Source organism: Phenylobacterium sp. (assembly GCF_965229015.1).
GTDB lineage: Bacteria > Pseudomonadota > Alphaproteobacteria > Caulobacterales > Caulobacteraceae > Phenylobacterium.
The window spans coordinates 2,138,241-2,154,956 of record NZ_CBDDIM010000001.1 but is presented as its reverse complement, the minus strand read 5'-3'; the positions used below and the strand labels follow the sequence as shown (position 1 = coordinate 2,154,956).

The window sequence follows — 16,716 nt, the reverse complement described above, 5'->3', positions numbered from 1 at the left end:
CCTTGAGCCTGCGCCGGGCCCTTCACTCCAGCGTCGCGGCGATCTGCATCGCCGGGGTGATCGCGCCTGCGGGCGTGGCCGCCACGACGCCGGTGCAGGTCGCCCCCCGCGGGCCGCTGGACGTGCATGTCGCCCAGGCCAAGGACTTCTCGCGCATCGAGCTGCACTGGGCGGGCGGCGCGCGGACCATCACCAAGCGTGACGGCCAGGTCCTGACCCTGAAGTTCAACCGGGACGCCAATCCCGATATCGCCCGCCTGCGGGTCGATCCCCCCCGCTGGCTGAAGACCGCCGAGGCGCGCCATTCCGCCGGTGGTCTGGAACTGGTCCTCACCCTGGCCGACGACGCCGAGGCCAAGGTTGGAACCGCCGACGGCGCCACCTATGTCAATCTCTTCGAACGGCCGCCACCCCCGGAGCCGGAGATCGCCGAGACCGCGCCGCCGGTGGGCGAACCGGAGCCGGCGCGGCCCAACCCGATCCCCGCCGGCGGGGTCGTCCAGATGGACGCCAAGCTGGTCAACGGCCAGGTGTTGCTGAGTTTCCCCTGGGCCAATCCCAACGGCGCGGCGGTGTTCCGCCGCGGCGACGCCATATGGGTGGTGTTCGACGCCCCCGCCGACCTCGACGTCTCCAGGGCCCCTCGGGGCCTTCGCCAGTTCTCGAAGGTGCAGAGCTTCAAGGGCGCCGACTATTCGGCGGTGCGCATCGCCGCCCCCAAGGGCACCCCCTTCTTCGCCTCGTCCGTGGGCGCGGTCTGGACCGTCGCCATCGGCCCCGGCGCCCAGAGCCAGAGCAGCCAGGTCCGGATCGTCCGCGACGATGTCGGCGGCCCCGCCGCCCTGAAGGCCGTGGTCTCCGGAACCACCCGGACGGTGAGGGTCGATGATCCGGTGGTCGGCGACGCCCTGTCGGTGGTCACCGCGCTCGGCCCCTCCAAGGGCGTGCCGAGCCGTCGCGAATACGTCCAGATGGCGGTCCTGCCCTCGGCCCAGGGCCTGGCCCTGGAATCCTATGTCGAGGACCTGTCCCTCTCCCACGATGGCGATCTGGTGCAGATCGGGCGTCCGGCCGGCCTGACCCTGTCGCCCGCCTCGGCCGGGGTGGAGCGGGCCGAGGCCGAGCTCGGGGCGCCGCAGCCGGCGGGCATGCCGGCCCTGATCGACTACGCCAATTGGCCGAAGACCGGCCATGGGGGCTTCCTCGCCCGCTACAACGGCCTGCTCAACGCCTCCATGGAGGAGGCCGCCCAGGGCCGCGACGCCCCCGTGGCCGCGCGGATGGCGCTGGCCCGCTTCCTGGTGGGCTCGGAGCTGTCCTTCGAGGCCATCGGGGTGTTGAACGACACCGCCCGCACCCACCAGGAGCTGCTGGAGGACCCGGAGTTCCGCGGCCTGCGCGGCATCGCCCGGGTGATGGCGCGCCGGTACAAGGAGGCCCAGGCCGACTTCTCCGCCCCGATCCTGGCCGACGATCCTTCGGCGGCCCTGTGGCGCTCCTATATCGCCGCCCAACTGGCCCAGTGGCCGGAGGCCCGCAGCCAGTTCGCCGCCGGGGCCGAGGCCTTCAACCAGTTCACGCCGATCTGGAAGGCGCGCTTCGCCCGCGCCGACGCCGAGGCGGCCCTGGCCCTGGGGGACATCGACGGCGCCGACGCCCGCATCAAGCTGGCCCTGATGGACCGCACCGAACCCCTGGAGGAGCTGGCGACCCGTCTGATCCAGGCCAAGGTGGTGGAGGCCCAGGGTCATCCCGACCGCGCCCTGCGCATCTACGCCGCCCTCACCGGCGCCCCGGTGGAATCGATCTCGGCGCCGGCCCTGCTGCGGGCCACCCAGATCCGCATGACCTCGGGCAAGATCACCCCGGTCCAGGCGGCCGACGTCTTCGACGGCCTGCGCTATCGCTGGCGCGGCGACTCCACCGAGCTGGAGACCATCCGCGCCCTGGGCCAGCTCTACCTGAACCAGGGCCGCTATCGCGAGGCCCTGGAGGCGTTGCGGTCGGCGGGCCAGCGCCTGCCCGACCTGCCCGAGGCCTTGCAGCTTCAGAGCGACTTGGCAAACGCCTTCCGCAGCCTGTTCCTGGACGGCGCCGCCGACGGCCTCGAGCCGATCCAGGCGCTCGCCCTGTTCTTCGACTTCAAGGAGCTGACCCCCCTGGGCGCCGACGGCGACCTGATGGTCCGCCGCCTGGTCCGCCGGCTGGTGGACGTCGACCTCCTGGACCAGGCCGCCGACCTCCTGAAGTACCAGGCCGACAACCGCCTCGACGGCGTGCCGCGCGCCCAGGTGGCCACCGACCTGGCGGTCATCTACCTGATGGACCGCAGGCCCGAGCAGGCGCTGGGGGCCATCAACGCCTCGCGCACCACCATCCTGCCCATCGCCCTGAACAACGAGCGCCGCCTGGTGGAGGCCCGCGCCCTGATGAACCTCGGCCGCCTCGACGCCGCCTTGGAGGTGATCGAGCGCGACACCTCCAAGGAGGGCTCGGACCTGCGTGCCGAGGTCGTGTGGAAGAAGAAGGACTGGGCCGGCGCCGGCATCCTGTTCGAGAAATCCCTCGGCGACCGCTGGAAGGGCCCGGGCCCGCTGGCCAGCGACGAGGAGGGCAAGCTGCTGCGCGCCGGCGTCGCCTACAGCCTGGCGGGAGAGGACATCGCCCTGACCCGCCTGCGCGAACGCTATCAGGGCTTCACCGAGCAGGCGCGCAATCCCGACGCCCTGCGCGTGGCCCTCTCCGGCGTCCAGGACGGCCGGCTCAGTGTCGCCGACTTCGGCCGCATCACCGCCGACAACGAGGCCTTCGCCGGCTGGGTCAGCAAGATGAAGGTCAAGTTCCGCGACAGGCCCGCGCCCGTCGGCCTGCGCACGGCGGCCACCCCGGCGCCGGCCAAGACCGCCCAGGCGGCGGCTCCGGCGGCGAAGAAGGGCTGATCAGCCCCCGCCGGCCCCGCGCTGGAAGCTCTCCACCAGGCTGCCCGCCACCAGCCGCCAGCCGTCCACCAGGACGAAGAAGATCAGCTTGAAGGGCAGGGACACCACCACCGGCGGCAGCATCATCATGCCCATGCTCATCAGCACGCTGGCCACCACCAGGTCGATCACCAGGAAGGGCACGAAGAGCAGGAAGCCGATCTCGAAGGCGCGCTTCAGCTCCGAGATCATGAAGGCCGGAGTGACCACCCGGATGGGGATCTCCTGCACGGTCTTGGGCCGCTCGATCTTGGACAGGCGCACGAAGAGGGCCAGGTCCTCGCGGTCCACCTGGGCCAGCATGAAGGTCTTCAGGGGATCGCTGGCGGCGTCGAAGGCCTGGGGCAGCTCGATCTGCTGGTCCAGCAGGGGCTTGATCCCCTCGTCATAGGACCTCTGCATGGTGGGGCCCATGACGATGGCCGACAGGAACAGGGCCAGGCTGATGATCACCGCGTTGGGCGGGCTCTGCTGCAGGCCCAACGCCGTGCGCAGCAGGGACAGGACCACCACGATCCGCACGAAGGAGGTGGTCATGATGACGATGGAGGGGGCCAGCGACAGGACCGTCAGCAGGCCCATCAACTGGACCACCCGCTCGGTCAGGCCAGCGCCGGTGCCGAGGTTGATGTTCACCGCCTGGGCCAGGGCGGTGGCGGGGACCACGAGGCTGGCCAGGGTGGTGAGCGCCGCCAGCAGGAAGGCCTTGCGCCAATCCTCGGCGCGCAGCTCGGTGACGGACTTGAACATTCCGGCCATCAGGCGCGGCCCTTCTTCACGGGGGGCAGGACCTGGCCCTCCCCCAGCAGCAGCAGACGTTCCTCGCCGTCGCAGGAGACCAGGACCAGGCGCCGGGCGGGATCGAGCACCAGGCTTTCCACCACCGCGAGCCGGCGGTCCTTGCGGGTAGGGGCCAGGCGCGCCAGCGCCTCCGGCCCGAACCGGCGCAGGGCGACGGCGGCCAGGCCCACGAGCCCTAGGGTCACGGCCAGGGCGAACACGGCCCGGGCGAAGATGGCGAAGTCCATCGCGATGAGACGATTAAGGAGACGGCCGGCCGAAAGCGCCGGTCGGGCCCAGGAGTGCCGCAAGGGTCTTAAGGAGCGATTAACCCTATTTATTCACCATGTTCGGCATGGATATCGGCGACATCCCCCTGTTCTCGATGCTGCGCAGCCGGCTCGGCTATCTGTCCGAGCGGCAGAAGCTGATCGCCCAGAACGTCGCCAACTCCGAGACCCCGGGCTTCGCGCCCAAGGATCTGAAGCCCTACGACTTCGCCGCCCAGATGAAGCTGGCCACCGGCGGGGCCGGGATGCAGGCCGTGACCCAGCCGGGTCACATGCTGCCCCCCAGCCAGAGGGGCGGGGCGACCCGGGCCTTCAAGGCCCAGACCATGAAGGACTCCGAGACCACGCTCGACGGCAATTCGGTCGTGCTGGAGGAGGAGATGCTGAAGATGTCCGACGCCCGCATGAGCTACGACGCGGCCATCGGCTTCTACCAGAAATCCCTGAACCTGCTGCGGATGGCCGCGCGGGCGCCGGGTCGCTAGGACGCCTTAGATGCCTGAGATCAAGCCCGTCAGCGGCGCCGCCCAGGCCATCGCCACCTCGGCCCTGCGCGCCCAGCAGGCGCGGATGCGGATCATCGCCGAGAACCTGGCCAACGCCAATTCCACCTCCAAGACGGCCGGGGGCGATCCCTATCGCCGCCAGGCGCCGGTGCTCACCGCGGTGAAGATCGACGGCGCCATGGGGGTCCGCATGACCCGCGTCGCCCAGGACATGAGCGACTTCAAGACCGAGTATGAGCCCGGCCATCCCTCGGCCGACGCCAAGGGCTATGTGAAGACGCCCAATGTCGACCCGCTGATCGAGGCCCTCGACATGAAGGAGGCCCAGCGGGCCTACGAAGCCAACCTCAACGTGATCGAGACGGCGCGCGCCATGGAGACGCGCACCCTCGATCTGCTGAAGCGATAGGACCCTAGGCCATGATGACCGCGCTCGCCGCCGCCAAGGCCTACGCCTCCACTCAGGGGATCGGCGGCTCCAAGCCGATCGGAGGCTCCGCCGAGGGCGGGCTCGACTTCGGCGCCATGGTGAAGTCGGCCATGACCGACGCCATGCAGGCCTCCAAGCATGCGGAAAACCAGATCAAGGCCAATGTGGCCGGCAAGGCCGAGCTGATCGACGTGGTCACCTCCATCTCGGCGGCCGAGGCCAGTCTGGAGACGGTGATGGCCGTCCGCGACCAGGTGATCAGCGCCTATCAAGAAATCATGCGTATGCCGATCTGAGCTTCGTTCGCTAAGGTCCGGGCATGGCCCAGACCGCGATCGAACTTTCGTCCATCGAGAAACGCTACGGCGCGCACGCCGCCCTGGCCGGCGTCAGCCTGGCCATCGCGCCCGGCGAGTTCGTGGCCCTGGTGGGGCCGTCGGGGTCTGGCAAGACCACCCTGCTCAAGACCATCAACGGCCTGGTGACCCCCGACGCCGGGACCGTGCGGGTGATGGGGGAGGACGCTGGCGCGGTCCCCGTCCACGTCCTGCGCCGGCGGATCGGCTACGTCTTCCAGGAGATCGGCCTCTTCCCGCACCTCACCGTGGCCGAGAACATCGCCATCACCCCCAAGCTGCTGGGCTGGCCCCAGGAGCGGATCGCCGCCCGCGTCGCCAACCTGCTGGGGCTGGTGGATCTGCCGGCCGAGATGGGCGCCCGGTTGCCGGCCGCCCTGTCCGGCGGTCAGAGGCAGAGGGTGGGGGTGGCCCGCGCCCTGGCGGCCGAGCCGAAGATCATGCTGATGGACGAGCCCTTCGGGGCCCTGGACCCGGTGACCCGCGACCAGCTCGGGACCGACTACCGCGCCCTGCACGACCAGCTCTCCCTGACCACGGTCATGGTCACCCACGACATGAGCGAGGCCGTGCTGCTGGCCGACCGCATCGTGGTGCTGAAGGCCGGCGTCATCGTCGCCGACGGCGGGCCCGCCGAGCTCAGCCGGCAGAGCCAGGACCCGGACGTGCGCGCCCTGCTGGACGCGCCCAAGCGGCAGGCCCAGCGCCTGGCCGAGCGCCTGGGAGGCGCGGCGTGAGTCCCCGTCTCGCGGCCGCCTGGGCCCTGCTTCCGGAATACCTCGCCTGGCACGTCCTGCTCAGCGCCAGCGCCCTGGCGCTTGGCCTGATCATCAGCCTGCCGCTTGCGGTGGCCGCCAGCCGCAGCCCGCGCCTGCGCTGGCCGGTTCTGGCCTTCGCCGGCCTGATCCAGACCATTCCCAGCCTGGCCCTGCTGGCCCTGTTCTATCCCTTGCTGCTGGCGGTCTCGGCGCTCAGCCTCTCCACCTTCGGCCACGGCTTCTCGGCCCTGGGTTTCCTGCCGTCCCTGCTGGCGCTCACCCTCTATTCGATGCTGCCGATCCTGCGGACGGCCACCACCGGCATCCTCGGCGTCGATCGGGCGGTGCGCGAGGCCGCCGACGGGGTGGGCATGACCGCGCGCCAGAAGCTGTTCCAGGTCGAGCTGCCCCTGGCCATGCCGGTGATCATGGCCGGGGTCCGCACCGCGGCGGTCTGGACCATCGGGGCGGCGACGCTCTCGACACCGGTCGGTCAGACCAGCCTGGGCAACTACATCTTCGCCGGCCTGCAGACCGAGAACTGGGTCAGCGTCCTGTTTGGCTGCGCGGCCTCGGCGGCCCTGGCCATGACCGCCGACCAGTTGCTGGGCCTGATCGAGACCGGGGCGGCCAAGCGCGACCGCCGGCTGATGATCGGCGGCGCCGTGGGCCTGGCGGTGGGGGTGGCGGTGGCGCTGCTGCCGCTGGCCACCTTCGGCAAGCCGGCCAGCTATGTGGTCGGCGCCAAGAACTTCTCCGAGCAGTATATCCTGGCCGAGCTGATGGCCGACCGGCTGGAGCGGGCCGGCGCCACGGTGAGCCGCAAGGAAGACCTGGGTTCGGCGGTGGCCTACCGGGCCTTGGCCGCCGGAGAGCTGGACGTCTATGTCGACTATACCGGCACGCTCTGGACCAACGTCCTGAACCGGCAGGACAATCCCGGCCGCCAGGCGGTGCTGGAGGGCCTCACCACCGAGCTGAAGAAGAAGGATGGGGTGACCGTCCTGGGCTCCCTGGGCTTCGAGAACGCCTACGCCTTCGCCATGAAGGCCGATCGGGCCAAGGCCCTGGGGATCGTCAGCCTGGCCGACCTCGCTCGCGAGGCGCCGAAGCTGACCCTGGGGACCGACATCGAGTTCCTGTCGCGGCCGGAGTGGAAGGCGGTGGACGCCGCCTATGGCTTCCACTTCAAGGCCCAGCGGTCCTTCCAGCCGACCTTCATGTATCGGGCGCTGTCGGGGGGCGAGGCCGACGTGATCTCGGCCTTCTCCTCGGACGGGCGGATCGCGGCGGACAAGCTGGTGGTGCTCACCGATCCCAAGGGCGCCCTGCCGCCCTATGACGCGGTGATCCTGGTCTCGCCCAAGCGCGCCGGCGACCAGCGACTGATCGCCGCGCTCAAGCCGCTGGTGGGGTCGATCCCGGTCGCCGCCATGCAGGCGGCCAACTACAGCGTCGACCGCGACACCGCCAAGGCCAGCCCGGCGGAGGCGGCGAGGGGGTTGGTGAAGTGATGGCGGAGGGCCGCAGCCCCCTCCGAATGATCCACCGATCGGTCGAGTGTTAACGGCCGGTAGCCCTTCGTTAACCATGTCCGCGCCACATGGAGGGGTCTTCAATCCCCCCTTTCGAGAGGCCCTTCATGAACGGCGCCGAGGTTCTGGACGTCGGTCGGGACGCCATCTGGCTGACCCTGCAGCTCTGCGCGCCGGTGCTGATCGTGGGCCTGGTGGTGGGGGTGGGCATCGGCCTCATGCAGGCCCTGACCCAGATCCAGGAGGCCACCCTGGTCTATGCGCCGAAGATCGTGGCCATCTTCGTGTCGCTGCTGATCTTCCTGCCGCTTATGGGCGCCCTGATGAGCAGCTTCATGCGCCACATCGCCGCCCGCATCGCGGCGATGTGAGGACGGCCCGGTGGAATCCTACGCCACCGCCCAGCAGGTCTATGTCGCCGGCCTGATCTTCTCGCGGCTGTCGTCCCTGGTCATGCTGATGCCCGGGATCGGCGACACCACCGTGCCGCCGCGCATCCGCCTGGCCTTCGCCTTCGTCATGAGCCTGATGCTGATGCCGGTGGTGGCGCCGCACCTGCCGCCGGTGCCGAACGCCGTGGGGGGCATGATCACCGGCATCCTCAAGGAGGTGCTGATCGGCCTGATGATCGGCTCGATCCTGCGCATCTTCCTGATGTCCCTGGCCACGGCCGGCGAGATCATCTCCATCCAGACCACCCTGTCCTTCGCCCAGACCGCCGCGCCCGGCGTGGCGCCCGGCTCCTCGACGGTGAGCACCTTCCTGGGCCTGATCGGCCTGGTGCTGATCATGGTGACGGACCTGCACCACCTGTTCCTGGCCGCCATCGTGAAGTCCTACACCCTGTTCCCCTTCACCCGGGACCTGCCGGTGACCGACTCCGCGACGCTCGCGGTGCAGACCGTGGCCGGCTGCTTCAAGCTCGGCGTGCAGCTCTCGGCGCCGATCCTGGTCTTCTCCCTGGTGTTCAACATCGCCACCGGCCTGGTGGGCCGGGTGATGCCGCAGTTCCAGGTGTTCTTCGTCGCCTCGCCCCTGATGGTGATCTTCGGCCTGTCGATCCTGGCCTTGAGCCTGGGGGTCATCGGGACGGTCTGGATGAGCCACTACCGCGACCTGCTCATGATCTTCGGAGGCTGAGATGGCCGACGACACAGATCCCGAGTCAAAAACAGAAGAACCGTCAGCCCAGAAACTGGGCAAGGCCCGCGAGAAGGGCGACGTCGCCAAGACCGCCGACCTGCCGACGCTCGCCGCCTTCGCCGCCGCCGCCAGCGTCATCGCCGTGGCCGGAGGCTGGATGTCGCGAGACCTGGCCAACGCCCTGGTGCCCTTCATCGCCCATCCGCAGTCCATCAGCCTCGAGGGCGGCGGCGGGCAGGGGGTGCTGCGCCACGTCATGGGGGCGGCCGCGCCGCTGATCCTGGGGGTGATGGGCGCCGCGGCCCTGGCCGGCGTCGCCGGCAACGTCATCCAGACCGGCCTGATGTTCAGCCCCGACAAGCTGAAGATCGACTTCAAGAAGGTCTCGCCGGTGGGCGGCCTCAAGCGGATGTTCGGCATCGACGCCTTGATGCAGTTCGTCAAATCCCTGGTGAAGATCGCCCTGGTGGCCTGGATCGGCTACCTGGTGGTCAAGCCGCACATGGCCGAGCTGTCCAACCTGGCGGCCATGGACGCGATGTCGATCCTCCCCTTCGCCATCGACATCATCCGCCGGCTCACCTTCTCCATCGCCGGCTTCCTCCTGCTGATCGCCGGCCTGGACTGGTTCTGGCAGCGGCAGCGCTTCATGACGCGCATGCGGATGAGCAAGGAAGAGCTGAAGGAAGAGTACAAGCAAACCGAGGGCGACCCCCACATCAAGGGCAAGCAGAAGCAGCTGCGCATGATGCGCGCCCGCTCACGGATGATGCAGAACGTGCCCAAGGCCACGGTGGTGGTGATGAACCCGACCCACTACGCCGTGGCGCTGAAGTACGAGGACGGCGCGGAGTCCGCGCCCCAGTGCGTGGCCAAGGGCATGGACGCCGTCGCCCTTCGCATCCGCAAGGTGGCCGAGGACGCCGGCGTGCCGGTGATCGTCGACCCGCCCCTGGCCCGCTCGCTCTACGCCTCGGTGGAGATCGAGGACTTCATCCCCCAGAAGCACTACGAGGCCGTGGCCAAGATCATTGGCTTCATCATGCAGACCGCGCAGAAGGCCAAGCCGAAGATGGCGCCGATGCGCGCCCGGGTCGGCGGATGACCCGACCCCCGCCGGACGCCTGACGCCGCACCATCCCCATTCACCGTAAAGCCGCGTAATATCTGGGCTTCATGTATGCTGAACACCGATTCGCCGGGCCAACCCGTTCAGGGCGCCCGCCTGGGACACCCCATGGCTGAGCCGACCGCAAAACGCCGGTTTGATCCGCTGACCGCCGCGGCGGTGGTGTTCTTCCTCATGGCCGTCGCCTTCGCCGCCGCCCCGGCCATCAACGCCGGGCCCGCGACCCTGGCCGGCCTGATGCTGCTGATCGGTCTGGCCGGCGTCGCCTGCCTCGGCCTGTTCGCCCTGCGCGGCTCGGTGGAGGCCGCCGCCGAGAGCGAGCCCGGCGCCGACAAGCTGATCGAGGCCCTGTCCGAGCCGGCCGCCATCGCCGCCGCCGACGGCCGCATCCACGCCGCCAACGGCGCGTGGAAGACGGTGCTGGGCATGGCCCCGCGCCTGCCCAAGGGCGGGCCATCCGCCGCCAGCCTGTTCTCGGCCCTGACCTCGGCCCGCCGCGGCCTGACCGCCCAGGCCTCGATCCGCGCCAATGGCGCCGAGCACAACGCCACAATCTCGCCGCTGGGCGCGCGCCGCTTCCTGGTGCGCCTGGCCGCCGGTCCCGCCGAGCCGCTCGCCCTGCCGTCGGCGGCCATGGAGGTGCTCACCGCCTTTTCCGCCGCCGTGCCGCCGCCCCCCAAGGTGCTCGACGCCTTCGCCGCGGCCTCGCCCTTCGGCGCGGCCCTGCTGGAGGGCGACGACCCCCTCGAGGCCACCATCATCGAGGCCAATCCGACCCTGGCCGCCGCGCCGGGCTATGGAGGGGTGGGCTCGGTGTTCGGCGACCTGATCGAGACCGCCAGCCGCGCCGACGCCGCCCAGAAGCTGAAGGATGGCACGGCCAGCGCCGGGGCCCTGGAAGTCCGCCTGGCCAAGGACCCCACCAAGATCGCCCACCTCTATCTCTCCAAGGGCTCCGGCCGCTGGGTGGCCTATCTGGTGGACGTCTCCGAGCAGAAGCAGATCGAGCTGCAGCTGGCCCAGAGCCAGAAGATGCAGGCCATCGGCCAACTGGCCGGCGGCGTGGCCCACGACTTCAACAACCTGCTCACCGCCATCTTCATGCAGCTCGACGTGCTGTCGACGCGCCACCCGGTGGGGGACCCCTCCTATGAGGGCCTGAGCGAGATCCGCTCCACCTCCACCCGCGCCGCCGACCTGGTGCGCAAGCTGCTGGCCTTCTCCCGCAAGCAGACCGTCCAGCGCGAGATCCTCGACCTGGGCGAGCTGATCAGCGAGTTCGAGGTGCTGCTGCGCCGGGTGCTGCAGGAGGACGTGCGCCTGGAGACCGAGTACGGCCGCAATCTGCCCCACGTGCGCGCCGACCGCGGCCAGCTGGAGACCGCGGTGATGAACCTGGCGGTCAACGCCCGCGACGCCACCCGCATGAACGGCGGCTCCTGCGTCACCATCCGCACCGCCCGTGTCACCGAGGCCGAGGCCCATGCGCTGGGCTATCCCTCGGCTCAAGGCGAGCAGGCCCTGATCGAGGTCTCCGACGACGGCCCCGGCATCGCCAGCGATGTGGTCGACAAGATCTTCGACCCCTTCTTCACCACCAAGCCGGTGGGCGAGGGGACGGGCCTGGGCCTGGCCACGGTCTACGGCATCGTCAAGCAGTCCGACGGCTGGATCAGCGTCGACTCCCGCCCCGGCGAGGGCGCGGCCTTCCGCATCTTCCTGCCGGTCCATGCCGCCCCGGCCGTGCTGGACAAGCCCCTCGTGCCCAAGGCCACCCGGCCGGCGGCGCGGGATCTCTCCGGCGCCGGGCGCATCCTGTTCGTCGAGGACGAGGACGCCGTGCGCGGCGTCGCCGCCAAGCTGCTGCGCGCCCGCGGCTATGAGGTGATCGAGGCCGCGTCTGGCGAGGAAGCCCTGGACCTGGCCGAACAGCACGCCGGCACCATCGACCTGATGATCTCCGACGTGGTCATGCCGGGCATGCAGGGCCCTGACCTGCTGAAGCAGGCCCGCATCTACCTGGCCGGCGCGCCGGTGATGTTCATCTCCGGTTATGCCGAGGCGGAGTTCTCCAACCTGCTGGAAGGCGAGACCAACGTCTCCTTCCTGCCCAAGCCCATCGACATCAAGACCCTGGCCGAACGGGTGAAGCAGGAGCTTCAGAAGGCGGCCTAGGGGTCGGCCGAGGCCGTTTCCTGACATCCAGGCGCAGATCGCCGCGCTGATGATGCCGCCGACTAGCACGGTAGGGACGCAAGGTCTCACGGTAATGGGGAACCTCGGGCCGATCCCGCTTGGCCGGTCGGCCGAGCGAGCCAGGCCGGGCGCATCAAGCGGCTAGGCACCCGCCCGAGCTTCGTGGTGACGGTAGGCAGCCTTCAGACGTTCGTGAACGTCTAAAGAGAGAGCAACAGACTAACCCCAAATTTCTCTAGTCGCGTGATCCACCTCCAAGCTGGATCACGTTATCCACCTTCCCTCGCATAAATAGAGGTATTAACCAGTCATATTTCTTAGGCTTAAGCGCGTACAAAGCAATCTTCAGGCGCAGAAGCCGATCTCGAAAGCCGTACTTCTCAAGGTCGATTTGTTCAATAGCTGCCCACGCTCGACGAAGTTCGTCCACTAGAGCAGCGTGAGCGCTAGATACACCCTCCCCGTCATGTTTGTCTAGAATGCCGATGATCAGGGCCTTTGCGTCATCTTCATTCACGCTCGGCCCAACTAATGCCTCGACGGCAGCTAACGTTTCGACCCAACTCAACTCCTCCGCCACCGATCTACGCTCTTCATGGCGGGGAAGGTCGCGAATTAGCTCAATCTGTCCGTCTAACGACTCTAGCTGCGCTGCAGTTCCCGCAAACACCCTTAGCATGGCTTCCGTAGCTGGGAGTTTTCCCTTGTATACAAGCTTATGGCTGTGCCTTGCCCAAGCATCTGATAAGAGTGTCCGAACCTGCACTTCTACACCGAGGCTCCTTATCTCGCTTCCGTCAAGCAACGTGTCACCCGAGTGATCGAAGTTCAAGTGAGCTGCTCGGTACCCGAACCGAGAACCTCTCTCAGCGTCATGCACAGTCAGTTTCTCTTCAAGCAACGCGCGCGGATAGGAGACCAGAAGTGCTTTCTTTATAAAATCCACGTCGTCATTGTAGTAAGTGATAACCCGTATGCCGATTAGATCGTTTGCGTCGCGTAAGAATTCAGTTAAGGCAACGTCCGCCACTGGGGTTCCATGGTCACGCACGTAATTGTCTCGGATGCTTGTAAAGCTCTTTGTCCGGCTTTCTATCCGATCTATTCGGTCCCGGTGAGCGTCCAGCGCGGCGCGCAGATTTGATGCGATTGATATCTCAACGCAGCGTGCAATTCTCTCTAGGTCCTTGTACGCCCCTCTTGCCTCGCGGAAGAGTTTGGTCAACTGCGTCACGGCCCAAGCTCCACGAATAGTGACTTCGCCACCCCGTAGTGCATGACATAGCGCCGACCAGTAGGGACCTTCGGGCGAAGATTCGCAAAGGATCGCTGGCGAAATGAGTAATTCGTAAACACTCGCTTGTCGCCGCTGCGCAGCGTTCTCTCCTCATAATATCCAAGTACATTAAGATCAAACATGAACTGCAACGTAATATCGGCGGTAGCAAAAGAGGGAACCGTCTTGATGCTGTTCTTCTTGTTGTACGCAAGATATTCCGCGTGAGCGCTCTCAAAAGCGTCGTAGGTCACGACCCGTGTTCTTTTGTCCACGTGAGGACCAAGAAAGCCGTTCGCGAAATCAAGGAACTGTTGGTACTCATCATTTGTATAATAAAACGAGAGCTGGTCCCGTATCTCTTGCAAAAGGTAACTGCTGAACTCTCGCCGGATCTCACGATCATCAAATACGTCTGAGCCAAATTCGCGAGCGTCTGAGTGAGAGGGTTGATTGTATAGGTCTCGCATTAAGCTGAGGTACTTGATTATGTCCCTCGGTTTATAGAAGGAGTGTCGCAAGAATAGGATAAACGGATCATCGCCTATTTCGCTAACGCGGCTCTCGATTTTAAAGGGAAAGTATCTGGACCAAGTGTCTCCGGGATGAAGGTCGGTTTTATCGTCTTGCTGCGACAACAAAACCAGGTCGGTAAATTTGAATATCTCCGATTCCTGATAAGTGCGGTAAAATGCGGACCATTCAACCAGATGGGCGTGATTTTGAAGTTTTGGGCCTCGATTTTGGAAGGGTACTGCTTCAAAGATATCCGGGCGTAAGAGGAGAGATATCTTAAATGACGGTGGAATTCGGGCCAACTGAGTCGCGTTTAGAACCCAGACTGAATTGCATATGCTAGATACAACATTGAGATAGTCGGGATATGCAACTTCATCGGGTCTGACGTCCAAGCCATCGACAAATACAGTAAATTGGGATGTTGAATCCAAGGCACCGAGAGATTCTATGCATAGATCGATAAGCCTGGTCATCTTGAACGCTGGTTTTGCGGACGAGATCATATGCTTGGGGACTTTGAGTCCAGATTGCTCGACAAAGCTCGCGAAGACCGCGTCAATTTCGGCGGCCGTCTCTATGCATTGGGAAATCGTCCTAGCGTAGCCAGCGAGGTTGATCTCACGGACCGCGTCTATGAGGTTTCGCGCGTGTCCATTGGCTGGGCACGTAAAGCGCATGTCTAGGCGCTGGACGAATAAAATGAGAAATATGAATACCCAAAGTGTAGAATATTGCGATTTCTCAATAGATAGATTAGATGCGACCTCGATGAACCGTGTAAAGTCGTTCTTATCAAAAAACTCGCAGTCGGCGTTATACTCATCCTTCATGAATAGGGAGGCATACACAGCATAAGCTGTCTTGCCGGTGCCTTTTTCACCTAATAGGAAGTATATATCGGGGTCTACTGCTTTGGCTAGATGAGTCGATTTATAGAAGGACCGGCGAAAGAACTCCGAAAGGGGGTCGTCTGGATCCTGTAGATACCGCTGCGCATCGATAAAGCCGAATTTGAGTTCGGAGCACCTCTTCATGATCGCCCACCTTTCTCGCCCAGGTGGTAAGTCTAGTCACGCTTTCAGCTATGCGTCGAGAGGTGGGAGGTTGGGGGATCGCGAGATCGCGGCGGTCATGAGACGCTCGGGATTTCCTTGACGGCGACGGTGCCCGCGAACGACCCGGCAACCTCCAGGGCGAATATTGCGCTGACACGGTGTGAGTTGCCGGGCTTCCACGGCGTGGCCGATCCGGTTGATGACAAGGCTTACCCACTTCATACAGCGTCACCTTAGCTCCCAATCTCGCCCCCTCCCCGCGACGGGCGTCCCCCTCCTCCATGAATGGGGGTGCCTCGGAACAAGATCGCTCCTCCATCGCTATCTGCGCAGACCGCCGCACAGGAGCCCGCCATGTCCAACAATCCCCAGGCCCAAGGCGAAGCCAAGGCCGAGCAGGGCCGCAAGGTGCAGGATCAGGTGGAGGCGGCCGAGGAACGGTCCTTCGCGCCCGAGAAACCCAAGGCCATGCAGGCCGGGGCGCGCGAATATCCGGTCCCGCCCTTCCCCAAGCAGCACCAGGACAAGCCCGGCAGCGAAGCGGCGCTGGATCCGCAGCCGATGTACGACGCGCCGTTCTGGACGGGGTCGGGCAAGCTGAGGGACAAGGTGGCCCTGATCACCGGGGCGGATTCCGGCATCGGCCGGGCGGTGGCGATCCTGTTCGCCCGCGAGGGCGCCGACGTGGCCATCGCGTACCTGACCGAGGAGAAGGACGCCTTGGTCACCAGGAAGGCTGTGGAGGCGGAGGGGCGCCGCGCCATCCTGATCGCCGGGGACGTCTCGGTTCCCGGCTTCGCCCGCGACGCCGTGGCGCGCACGGTGGGCGAACTGGGCAGGCTGGACATCCTGGTGAACAACGCGGCCTACCAGGAACATGTGGGGGACTTCCTGGACCTCACCGACGAGCACTTCGACCTGACGATCAAGACCAACCTCTATGGCTATTTCTACATGGCCAAGGCGGCGGTGGCGGCGATGAAGCCGGGGGGCGTGATCCTCAACACCGGCTCGATCACCGGCATCGAAGGCAACAAGGACCTGCTGGACTATTCGATGACCAAGGGGGGCATCCACGCCTTCACCCGGTCATTGGCCACCCACCTGATCGACAAGGGCATCCGGGTGAACGCCGTGGCGCCCGGCCCGGTTTGGACGCCGCTCAACCCCGCCGACAAGGACGCCGAAAAGACCTCGAAGTTCGGGTCGCAGACGCCCATGGGACGGCCCGCCCAGCCGGAGGAGATTGCGCCCGCCTATGTCTTCCTCGCCTCGGCCCAGTGCTCGAGCTTCATCACCGGCGAGGTGCTGCCGATCATCGGGGGGTACGGGGGCGGGTGAGGGCGGCCAAGGAGAAGGTCGACCACGAACCTCACGAACCTTGGGCTAGATCTTCAGCTCGAAGTATCCGGTGGCGCTACCGGGCGTGTAGCCCACCATGGTGATGCGGTACTCCTTGCCATCGGCCAGGCGCAGGTGGCCGTCGCAGGCCTTGAAGGCGGCGTCAGCGATCTCCTCGGTGGTCATGAAGGAGCCGCGCAGGGCCGCGCCCCCCTGGCGCAGGCCGGCCAGGGCCCCGATGATCTCGTAGGCGACATTTCCCTTGAAGCCCGCATAGGACAGCACGCCTTCCCCCGTGGTGGTGGGCGGGGTGCGACCGTTCTTCATCGTGTATGCCATGGGCCCTAAACGGCTGAGTTGGCGTTTCGATCCGCGAGGGGCTCGCAAGTATTCCGCGGGATTTCTGACGCGCGGGCTTGTATAA

At 66.3% G+C, this 16,716-nt stretch carries 16 protein-coding genes; 11 read left to right on the top strand and 5 right to left on the bottom strand.

Annotation, left to right across the window (positions count from 1 at the left end; genetic code table 11):
- The first annotated feature begins 2 nt into the window (after positions 1 to 2).
- Positions 3 to 2,939, top strand: a complete 2,937-nt coding sequence (locus ACO06I_RS10820; RefSeq protein ID WP_421932575.1) for a tetratricopeptide repeat protein — start codon at positions 3 to 5, stop codon at positions 2,937 to 2,939.
- On the opposite strand, the gene fliP is transcribed toward ACO06I_RS10820, so the two are convergent.
- Both fliP and ACO06I_RS10810 read right to left on the bottom strand, forming a co-directional pair.
- Positions 2,940 to 3,737, bottom strand: coding sequence for a flagellar type III secretion system pore protein FliP (gene fliP / locus ACO06I_RS10815; RefSeq protein ID WP_421932574.1), 798 nt, complete (start codon positions 3,735 to 3,737; stop codon positions 2,940 to 2,942).
- Positions 3,737 to 4,006, bottom strand: a complete 270-nt coding sequence (locus tag ACO06I_RS10810; RefSeq protein ID WP_421932573.1) for a flagellar biosynthetic protein FliO — start codon at positions 4,004 to 4,006, stop codon at positions 3,737 to 3,739. Before ACO06I_RS10810 ends, fliP begins: the two co-directional genes overlap by 1 nt.
- 107 nt (positions 4,007 to 4,113) lie before the next feature.
- On the opposite strand from ACO06I_RS10810, the gene flgB reads away from it, so the two are divergent.
- From flgB to cckA, 9 genes are all read left to right on the top strand, one after another.
- On the top strand, positions 4,114 to 4,533 hold the full coding sequence (gene flgB / locus ACO06I_RS10805) for a flagellar basal body rod protein FlgB (protein ID WP_421933621.1): 420 nt from the start codon (positions 4,114 to 4,116) through the stop codon (positions 4,531 to 4,533).
- 10 nt (positions 4,534 to 4,543) lie between these two features.
- Positions 4,544 to 4,963, top strand: coding sequence for a flagellar basal body rod protein FlgC (gene flgC / locus ACO06I_RS10800; RefSeq protein WP_304698734.1), 420 nt, complete (start codon positions 4,544 to 4,546; stop codon positions 4,961 to 4,963).
- An 11-nt stretch (positions 4,964 to 4,974) separates the two neighbouring features.
- Positions 4,975 to 5,280, top strand: coding sequence for a flagellar hook-basal body complex protein FliE (locus ACO06I_RS10795; RefSeq protein ID WP_421932572.1), 306 nt, complete (start codon positions 4,975 to 4,977; stop codon positions 5,278 to 5,280).
- Between the two features lie 23 nt (positions 5,281 to 5,303).
- Entirely contained in the window at positions 5,304 to 6,077 is a 774-nt protein-coding gene (locus ACO06I_RS10790; protein WP_421932571.1) for an ATP-binding cassette domain-containing protein, read from the top strand.
- Entirely contained in the window at positions 6,074 to 7,612 is a 1,539-nt protein-coding gene (locus ACO06I_RS10785) for a glycine betaine ABC transporter substrate-binding protein (RefSeq protein WP_421932570.1), read from the top strand. The genes ACO06I_RS10790 and ACO06I_RS10785 overlap by 4 nt, the downstream gene beginning before the upstream one ends.
- A 128-nt stretch (positions 7,613 to 7,740) precedes the next feature.
- Positions 7,741 to 8,004 (top strand): flagellar biosynthesis protein FliQ, encoded by a 264-nt coding sequence (fliQ, locus tag ACO06I_RS10780; RefSeq protein WP_304698743.1) that lies wholly within the window; start codon positions 7,741 to 7,743, stop codon positions 8,002 to 8,004.
- 10 nt (positions 8,005 to 8,014) lie between these two features.
- Positions 8,015 to 8,773, top strand: coding sequence for a flagellar biosynthetic protein FliR (fliR, locus tag ACO06I_RS10775; RefSeq protein WP_421932569.1), 759 nt, complete (start codon positions 8,015 to 8,017; stop codon positions 8,771 to 8,773).
- 1 nt (position 8,774) lies between these two features.
- Positions 8,775 to 9,881 carry a flagellar biosynthesis protein FlhB gene (flhB, locus tag ACO06I_RS10770; RefSeq protein ID WP_421932568.1) on the top strand — a complete coding sequence of 369 codons (1,107 nt, stop codon included), beginning with the start codon at positions 8,775 to 8,777 and terminating at the stop codon, positions 9,879 to 9,881.
- A gap of 132 nt (positions 9,882 to 10,013) precedes the next feature.
- A complete protein-coding gene (cckA, locus tag ACO06I_RS10765) occupies positions 10,014 to 12,080 on the top strand; it encodes a cell cycle histidine kinase CckA (RefSeq protein ID WP_421932567.1) in 2,067 nt (688 codons plus the stop codon).
- Positions 12,081 to 12,336: 256 nt separating this feature from the next.
- Here cckA and ACO06I_RS10760 read toward each other — a convergent pair whose 3' ends face one another.
- The gene (locus ACO06I_RS10760) at positions 12,337 to 13,335 is read right to left on the bottom strand and encodes a hypothetical protein (RefSeq protein WP_421932566.1); all 999 of its coding nucleotides are present in this window, start codon (positions 13,333 to 13,335) and stop codon (positions 12,337 to 12,339) included.
- Positions 13,332 to 14,930, bottom strand: a complete 1,599-nt coding sequence (locus ACO06I_RS10755; RefSeq protein ID WP_421932565.1) for a P-loop ATPase, Sll1717 family — start codon at positions 14,928 to 14,930, stop codon at positions 13,332 to 13,334. Before ACO06I_RS10755 ends, ACO06I_RS10760 begins: the two co-directional genes overlap by 4 nt.
- Before the next feature lie 375 nt (positions 14,931 to 15,305).
- Between ACO06I_RS10755 and ACO06I_RS10750 the strand changes: the two genes are divergently transcribed.
- Positions 15,306 to 16,292 (top strand): SDR family oxidoreductase, encoded by a 987-nt coding sequence (locus ACO06I_RS10750; protein ID WP_421932564.1) that lies wholly within the window; start codon positions 15,306 to 15,308, stop codon positions 16,290 to 16,292.
- 45 nt (positions 16,293 to 16,337) lie between these two features.
- Here ACO06I_RS10750 and ACO06I_RS10745 read toward each other — a convergent pair whose 3' ends face one another.
- Positions 16,338 to 16,619, bottom strand: coding sequence for a hypothetical protein (locus tag ACO06I_RS10745; RefSeq protein ID WP_421932563.1), 282 nt, complete (start codon positions 16,617 to 16,619; stop codon positions 16,338 to 16,340).
- Between the last annotated feature and the right edge of the window lie 97 nt (positions 16,620 to 16,716).